Here is an 8,447-nt window from a genome sequence, read left to right as displayed (position 1 = left end):
TTTCCACGCCGATTCACATCCATGCCGATACGCACTGGTGTGACCATGTGGCTCTCCTCTCGACTGGTTTGTTGACGCTAAGCGCCATCAAACCGTTGGGATGAGAGGCCGTCCACACCAACACTCTGTAGTTCGCGGGGTGAGCGCTGCATGGGGCGCCGATTTCGTGTGATTGCGGCGTTGCAAGTTTAGGCTGCTACGCCTGGGGCCGCGCAGCTCAAGAATGCGTCGAGTTTTTCAGAAATAATAGTATGCGATCATCGTTAAGTAATTGCGATGTTCTCGCCGCGACATGGAAATAAAGTCGCCAACTCGTCAGTCGTGTTCGAGCTTGCTTGCGTGCATTTTTCTTAAAATGTTGGGGCTGTAGTCGACTGAGATCTTAATGCCGAGAGGGGCCATGATATATCATTGCATCGGTATCGGCGTCGGGCCGTCTAATCTTAGTCTTGCGTCCTTGCTTTACCCGTACAAGGGCGTGAACTGTGTGTTCGTCGACAGGAAGCCCGAATTCGCGTGGCACGACGGGATGTATTTTCCCGGAGCGACGCTGCAGGTGGCGCTGTTCAAAGACTTGGTGACGCTATCGGATCCCACAAATCCATTCTCGTTTATTTCCTACTTATTCTCAGAAGGAAAGATTCACCACTTTCTCAATGCGCAGTTCGATGCGGTTCCGCGGCGGGAATTCCGGAACTACCTGAAATGGGCCTCCGACCTGAACGAGAACGTCCATTTCGGTGAAGAGGTCATCGAGATCCGGTTCGACGGGCATTTCGTCGTGGAGACGGAGAAGCGCACCATCCGTGCCGAGAATATCGCGGTCGGCGTCGGCACCGAGGCGCATGTCCCCAGTTTCGCCCGGAAGCATATCGGGCCGACACAGTTCCATGTCAGCGAATATGGCCTCAGAGCAAATTCGTTGAAAGGCAAGCGCGTCGCCATCGTCGGGGGCGGTCAATCCGGGGCCGAGGCCTTCTTGGACACGATCTCCTGCGACAACGACTTGCTTCCGAAGCAAGTCACCTGGATATCGCGCCGGGAAAACTTCTTTCCATTGGATGATTCCCCATTCGTCAACGACTATTTCATGCCGTGCTTTTCCGAATACTTCTTTGATAAGGACGCGAATTTCAAGAAGGCGTTCCTGGAACGCAATATTCTGGCGAGCGACGGCATCTCTGAAAAGACGATACGAGATATCTATCAGCGCCTCTACACGCTCCGCTTTGTCGAGGACCGCGGCGACATGCCCGTCATGATGCCGGGCCGAACGGTGGACCAGGTGCGGCACGACGGGCGGCAGTGGGAGCTGGCCGTGACCCATCATGCGGCGGGATCGGAAGAGAAGCCCGTCTATGCCGACATCGTCATATGGGCGACAGGCTTCCGCGGTCACTCCATGCCGTTCCTCGCACCGCTCGCGCCGCGTCTCGAGTATGAAGACGTCGAGGTCCGCATCGACTCCAATTTTGCGGCGGTGTGGGACGGTCCCGCTGATCGGCGCATTTTCATGCTGAACGCCGCGCGACAGCAACGCGGCCTAGCCGAGCCCAATCTAAGCCTGATCGCGTGGCGCAGCCAATGCGTGATCGATGCGATGCTGAGCGGGGGCGGCGGCGCGCGCGCCGCGCAGAAGCGGTCGTTTGTGACCTGGCAGCCGAGCCACGCCTGGTCCGAGCAGCAGCATCGCGCAGGGTGACGGTGCAGCCATGCGTGAACGGATCATAGTCGCGGGCGCGGGCATCATCGGCTCCGTCATCGTCAAAGAGCTTCTGGCCGCGCGGCCCGGCGCGGAGATCATTGCGATCGACCGGGACTTGGCCGGTTCGGGCGCGACACGACGTTCCGCAGGTCTGCATTTCGCGGCCGGCCGAACCGATCGCACGCGGGCCATGGCCGCGACAAGCGAGCGCTATTATCAGGCGCTCGCGGCTGACGATCCCCGCCTGCCGATCTACCCGGTGGCGCTGGATGCGGTCGCTTTCGGCGCGGCCGCGGAGTCGGCGCGATCCAGGTTCGTCAATGCGGGGCCGATCGAAACATCGCCGATCCGCGCAAAGGCGGCGAGGGGCCAGCCGCAGGGCGCTTCGGTCTGGTCGGTCCCGGCGTGCCACTATTCCGACGTGGGGGCGCTGACGGATTTCCTTGTCCGCGATTTCCGGCCCGCGATCTCGATGCTCGAAGGGGTCACCATCGCTCGTATCGAGGAAGAGGAAGGCGTCGCCGCAGCGGTGCTCTCGACCGGCGAGACGGTGAGGGCGGACAGGCTGGTCCTGGCGCCGGGGCCGTGGGTGAATGCAGCCGCGTGGCGCGCGATGGTCGCGCCGCTGGGCGTCCGCGTGAAGAAGATCGTCGCCTTCCACCTGAACGCTCCGGTGGACGAGGGGGACGCCGCGGTCCTGTTCCCGGAAGAGGACGCTTTCCTGCTGCCCCTCCAGCATCGTGGCCATTGGCTTTTCAGCTATACCTGCCTCGACTGGGACGTCGATCCCGACGCGCCGCCGCCTGGCGTCACGCGACAGAATCTCGATGAGGCGCAGGCGGTGCTTCGGCGTTACGCGCCGGATCTGGCCGACAGACTGCGGTCCGGCCGAGTGTTCTGCGACGCCTATAGCCCAAGCCGAGAACCGATCGTCGCCAAGATTGGCGGAAGCGGGCGGATCATCTTCGCCGGCGCTGCGAATGGATCAGGCTACCGCCTGGCGCCGGCCATCGCGGCTGAAGCGCTGAGCCTGCTCGATGACTGATCACCCGGCCTCAGGAGATCGCACGCGATGAAAATCACGACCTTGGACGACGGTGTTTACTCGGCTGCATTCGGCATCGGGATGGCGGCGATCGACAGCCTTGCCGGTCCAGCCGGCGCCGCGAGCTTCGGCCGCGTGGCGCCCGGGGGCGAGACCACCGCGCACCAGCATGACGAAGCCGAGGCGTTTGTCATCTTGAAGGGCGAGGGCGAACTGGTGGTCGACAACATCGTCCACCCTGTCCGCCCAGGTTCCGTGGCGGTGTTCGAGCCCTTCGAAACGCACACGCTCCGCAACACCGGCGACATCCCGCTGGAGTTTCTGGATCTCTATGGCCGCGACCCGGCTCGCGCGACCGAAGCGGCCAGGAATACCGGCAGGGAGCGCTTTATCGATCGGCCGGTCTTCGTTTTCTCAACGCCGCCGACGCCCAATGGCGATCTGCATCTGGGCCATCTCTCCGGCCCCTATCTCGGCGCCGACGTCTTCGTTCGCTTCCAGCGCATGAACGGGGTCGCGGCCTATCACCTGACCGGGAGCGACGATTTCCAAAGCTATGTGGTTGCGCGCGCCCAACAGGAGAACAGCGAACCGCTGCAGGTCGCCGCGCACTATGCCGCGGAGATCCGCGCGACGCTTTCGCTCATGGACATCCCGGTCGACCAGTTCACCGTAACCGGAACGGATCCAGCCTACCGGGAAGGGCTGCAAGATTTCTTCTCGCGCCTGGTTCGCTCGGGCGCCGTGCAGCGGCGGACCGATCCGGCGCTCTTCGATGCCGAGACCCGGAAATACCTCTATGAGGTCGATGTCGGCGGGCGCTGCCCGAACTGCTCGTCGCCGACCGGAGGGAATATCTGCGAGGAATGCGGCGAGCCCAATCTCTGTGTCGACCTCGTCAACGCAAAGTCCAAGCTTTCCGGTGCGGAGCCGGTGCGAGGAGCGGCCGATCGCTTCTCTCTGCCGCTGCATGATTTCCGCGAGACCGTGCTGGCGCATCATCGCGCCGGCAAGGTTTCGCCGCGGCTCCAGGACCTCGCCCGACGTGTCTTTGCGCGCGGGGAATTCCATCTACCCGTCACCCACCCGTCCGAATGGGGGGTGCCGCCGGTGGAGCCGGTCGAAGGGCGCCAAGTCATCTGGGTCTGGCCCGAAATGGCCTACGGATTCCTGCATGGCATCGCCGAGCTTGGCCGCCGTCACGGCCGGGACTGGTCGGCGGACCAGCCGCAGCGCGATTGGAAGATCGTCCACTTCTTCGGATACGACAACAGCTTCTACCACACGATCCTGTATCCGGTGCTGTACGCCCTCGCCCACCCGGATTGGGTCTGCGACATCGAATATAACGTCAACGAATTCTACCTGCTCGACGGCGCGAAGTTTTCGACCAGCCGGCGCCATGCGATCTGGGGCAAGGATATCCTGTCGTCCGAGACGGTGGACGCCGTCCGCTATTATCTCTGCCTGACGCGGGGCGAGACGGAGCGAACCAATTTCGAACTGCAGACCTGCCAGGCCGTCATTGAGGAGACGTTGATCGGGCGGTGGCAGGGTTGGCTGAACGGGCTGGGGGACCGCATCGCCGCGCAGTTCGACGGCCATGCCCCGGACGCCGGCGTATGGTCCCCGATCCAGAGCGCGTTCCTCGCGCAGCTGCAGGCCAGGCTCGACGCGATCGCGATACACTATGGCGCGGACGGCTTTTCGCTCAATGGCGTGATGCATCAGCTCAGCGCGTTGATCGATGACGTCATCCGTTTCTCAAAAGCGCATCAGAGCCTGTTCGGCGATCCCAGCCTCTATGACGAGTGGCGGACCGTCATCGCGCTCGAGCTGGCGGCGGCGCGGTTGCTGGCTCAATGCGCTGCGCCGGTCATGCCGCGCTTTGCCGGCAAGCTGGCCAAGGCGATCGGCGCCGATAACGCCACGACGCATTGGCGCGATCGTGTAACGCTGGCGCCGCCCGGCGTCGAGATACGCCTGGCCGGCGCGTCCTTCTTCGCCGTGCCGAGGACCGCACCGTCTGGCGACGCCGGGCCGGCGGAGGCTCGGGATCCGCCTCCATCCGATCCCGGAGCGATCAAACAGGCGGCGTTGGAAACGATGTTCCGGGCGATCCTGCGCCTTGAGCCTGATGCGCCCGTCCGGTCGAAATCGCCGCGCGATCTTGGGCTTACCTCGCTCGGCGCGATCACGCTGCAACGCAAGCTGCAGACCGACTGGGGCGTCGACCTGTTGGTCAGCAACATTCTGGAAGCGGAGACGATCGACACGCTCTTCGCCCTGACGGTCGAGCGGAGCGCCGCCCGTGAGGAAGAGGGGGTCTCGATATGAGCGTCGAGCGCATTCTGAGCACTGTGGCCGAACGCGGCCTCGTCTTGTTGCGGAACGGCTCGAACCTGCGTCTGGAGGGGCCGCGCTCGGCGATCGACCCGGCGCTGATCGGGATGATCCGCGAGTCCAAATCCGAGCTGCTCAAGCATTTGCAGGCCGCGCCTACGAACGACGACGGGCGGATCGCCCTGACGCCGATGCAGGCGAGCTATTATTATGGCCGCCAGGACCATTTCTCGATGGGGGGCGTGTCTTCGCATGTCTACCGCGAGATTGAGGGCGTGTTCGACGCCGTTCGGCTCGAAGCGGCTCTGTCCGCGGTCGTCGAGCGGCATGGCATGCTGCGGACCCGCTTCGCCGACGATGCGACGCAGGTCGAGGACGGCCCGGCGGAGCGGTCGCCGGTGCGGATCGCGGTGGCGGACCTGCGCGACCTCTCCCCCTCCGCCCAGCAGGCGGCGCGGGATCGCACGCGGGCGGAAATGGCCCACCAGGTGTTGCCAGCCGACAAGGCGCCGCTCATCGATGTGCGCCTGAGCATCTTCGGCGACGCCGAAATGATCCTGCATGTCAGTCACGATGGGCTGATCATCGACGGCGGCAGCGCGTTCCTGTTCTTCGACGACTGGCGTCAGGCCTATGTCGAGCCCGACGGTCAGGGTTTGCGCGGCGCCCTGGGGGTATCGTTCTTCGACCATGTTCGCGCGCTCGCGGCGTCGCAACTCGCGCCGGAATACCGGTGTGCGCGCAATTACTGGCTGGGCCAGCTGGAGGCGATTCCGCCCCATCCGCAGCTGCCGCTGGCCGGCAACCCGGAGACGATAGGGAGGCCGGTTTCGGTCCGCCATGAATTTCGCATCGAGCCTGAGCGCTGGTCCGCGCTCAAGGCGCAGGCGGTCCATCGGGCCCTGACGCCGACGGCCGCGCTCGCCGCCGCCTATGCGGAGGTCTTGTCGCTTTGGGGCGCAGGCGACCGTTTTACGCTCAACGTCACCCTGGCGAACCGCCTGCCGGCCCATGACGACATCGACCGCGTCATCGGCAACTTCACCGATTGCCTGCTGCTGCCGATCGAGATCGACGCCGGAGCCGATTTCGGCGCGCGCGCCGCCGCGGTTCAGACCCGCTTGCGCGAGGGGCTGGATCATCGCCAGTTCTCCGGTCTCGACGTCATGCGGGAACTCGGCCGGCGCGCCGGCGCCGGTCAGGCGGCGCCGATGCCATTCACCTTCAACAGCACGCTCGGAGCGTTTCCGGACGGTTCGGCGATCGCCGCCTGGGGGAACGAAGTCTATTCGGTCAGCCAGACGCCGCAGGTATGGCTCAACGCCTTCGCGCTGGAGAGCGACGGCGCCCTCGTCATCCAGATGGATTCGGTGGATGCGCTATTTCCGGAAGGGCTGATCAACGCTCTGACAGAGGCCTATGAGCGGCTTCTCCTCGCGCTCGCCGCCGGCGACGCGGCCTGGTCCCGCATCGATCAGGATCTCCTGCCGAGGGATCAACGGGCGCAACGCCGGGCGGCCAACGATACGGCCGTCCCCCTTCCCCTCGGGCGGCCCCACGCCGGCTTTCTCAGGCATGTCGCGGCGGCGCCGGACGCTCTGGCCATCGATTGCAGCGCGAGGCGCCTGACCTATGGCGAGCTGTGCGCCGGTGCGTGCGCGGTGGCGCGCTGGCTCAACCACAATCGCATCGGCCGCGACGACCTCGTCGGCGTCGTGATGCACAAGGGATGGGAACAGATCGTCGCGATCATGGGGATAGGCCTCGCCGGCGCCGCCTATGTGCCGATCGAGGCTGGACTTCCGCCAGGCCGGATCGAGGCTCTGCTGTCGAGCGGGGCGATACGGTGCGCGCTCGTGCAGCATGGAGAGGCGCTGCGCCGCGAGGGCACGGCGACGCTGACGATCGATGACGCCTTTCTGGAGGCGGCCAAGCACGCGGAAGCGGATACCCGGCCCGAGGATTTCGCCCCGGCCGATGCGGCGCAAAGCGATCTCGCCTACGTCCTCTATACCTCGGGCTCGACGGGCGCGCCGAAGGGCGTGATGGTCACCCAGAGCAACCTGATCAACCTGATCGCCGATACGACAAGGCGCTTCGCGATTTCCGCCAAGGACCGCATCATCGCGGTCAGCAGCTGCAGCTTCGATCTTTCGGTTTTCGACATATTCGGGGCGTTCTCGGCCGGCGCCGCCCTGGTCATTCCCGACGCCGTCCGCGCGGCCGATCCCGCGCATTGGCTCGATCTGGCGACGCGCGCCGGCGTTACGATGTGGAACTCGGTGCCGGCGATCGTGGAGCTGCTGGTGGAAGAGGCCGTTGCGTCCGGTCGGATGCTGCCACGGTCGCTGCGCTGCGTGATGATGAGCGGCGACCGCATTCCGGCGACGTTGCCGGCCCGGATCGCGGCGCTCCAGCCGGACGTCCGGATCGTCAGCCTGGGCGGGCCGACGGAGACGACGGTCTGGAACATCCTTTATCCCATCGACGATCCCAACGCGATCGACGGGCCGATCCCCTATGGCAAGCCGAACGAGAATAACCGCGCCTATATCCTTGATGCGCAGCGTCGCGAGTGTCCCGACTGGGTTCCCGGCGAACTTCACGCCGCCGGAGAGGGGGTCGCCAAGGGCTATTTCGACGATCCGGCGCTGACCGCCGCCAAGTTCTTCCACCACGAGCCGCTGGGCGAACGGCTCTATCGCACCGGCGACAGCGCCCGCTATCGGCCGGATGGAAACATCGAAATCCTTGGCCGGGTCGATTTTCAGATAAAGCTCAACGGCTATCGCATCGACCCCGCGGAGATCGAAGCCATATTGGTCAGCCAGCCCGGCGTCGCCGCCGCCGCCGTGGTCGGCCGCGACACGCGGGACGGTCCCAGCCTCGTCGCCTTCCTCGTCGAGACGGGCGATGGAACCGTGGTCGGCGAATGCACCCTGACCGCTGCGCTCGAAGCGGCCCTGCCTGCCTATATGGTGCCGCGCCAATTCGTTTGGCTGGAGCGTCTGGTGCTGACCCGCAACGGCAAGGTCGACCGGACCTTCCTGACCAAGACCGCGATGCCTGACGACGCCCCCGCCGCGACCGCTGCAGCCGGTCCCGCTCCGCCAGCCGAAATCGAAGCGAAGATTATCGACATCTGGTCCGACATATTGCGCAACGACGCGATTGATCCGGTCAGTGGTTTCTACCAGCTGGGCGGCACGTCGCTGTCGGGCGTCCGGCTCCTCGCGCGCATACGCAAGGAATTCGGCGTCTCGGTGCCCATCGCCAACCTGCCGCGCCTCGACACGCCGCGTAAGATGGCCAGCCATCTCGATCGAGCGCTATCCCAGGCGGAGATGGCCTGAG

4 protein-coding genes are annotated in these 8,447 nt (G+C 64.9%); all 4 read left to right on the top strand.

Features of this window, described 5'->3' with window-relative positions; all coding sequences use genetic code 11:
- The first annotated feature begins 385 nt into the window (after nt 1-385).
- From C5708_RS11345 to C5708_RS11330, 4 genes are read left to right on the top strand one after another with little or no spacing between them, the layout of a single operon-like run.
- Nucleotides 386-1,702, top strand: a complete 1,317-nt coding sequence (locus C5708_RS11345) for a SidA/IucD/PvdA family monooxygenase (RefSeq protein WP_347567014.1) — start codon at nt 386-388, stop codon at nt 1,700-1,702.
- 10 nt (nt 1,703-1,712) lie between these two features.
- Nucleotides 1,713-2,750 (top strand): FAD-dependent oxidoreductase, encoded by a 1,038-nt coding sequence (locus C5708_RS11340; protein WP_242921076.1) that lies wholly within the window; start codon nt 1,713-1,715, stop codon nt 2,748-2,750.
- Between the two features lie 27 nt (nt 2,751-2,777).
- Nucleotides 2,778-5,087, top strand: coding sequence for a class I tRNA ligase family protein (locus C5708_RS11335; RefSeq protein WP_242921074.1), 2,310 nt, complete (start codon nt 2,778-2,780; stop codon nt 5,085-5,087).
- The gene (locus tag C5708_RS11330) at nt 5,084-8,446 is read left to right on the top strand and encodes an amino acid adenylation domain-containing protein (RefSeq protein ID WP_242921072.1); all 3,363 of its coding nucleotides are present in this window, start codon (nt 5,084-5,086) and stop codon (nt 8,444-8,446) included. The genes C5708_RS11335 and C5708_RS11330 overlap by 4 nt, the downstream gene beginning before the upstream one ends.
- Nucleotide 8,447 lies beyond the last annotated feature (1 nt).

Origin of the sequence: Caulobacter sp. CCUG 60055, assembly GCF_022750545.1 — a bacterium.
Classification (GTDB): domain Bacteria; phylum Pseudomonadota; class Alphaproteobacteria; order Caulobacterales; family Caulobacteraceae; genus PUIC01.
This window is presented reverse-complemented; position numbering and strand designations above follow the sequence as displayed.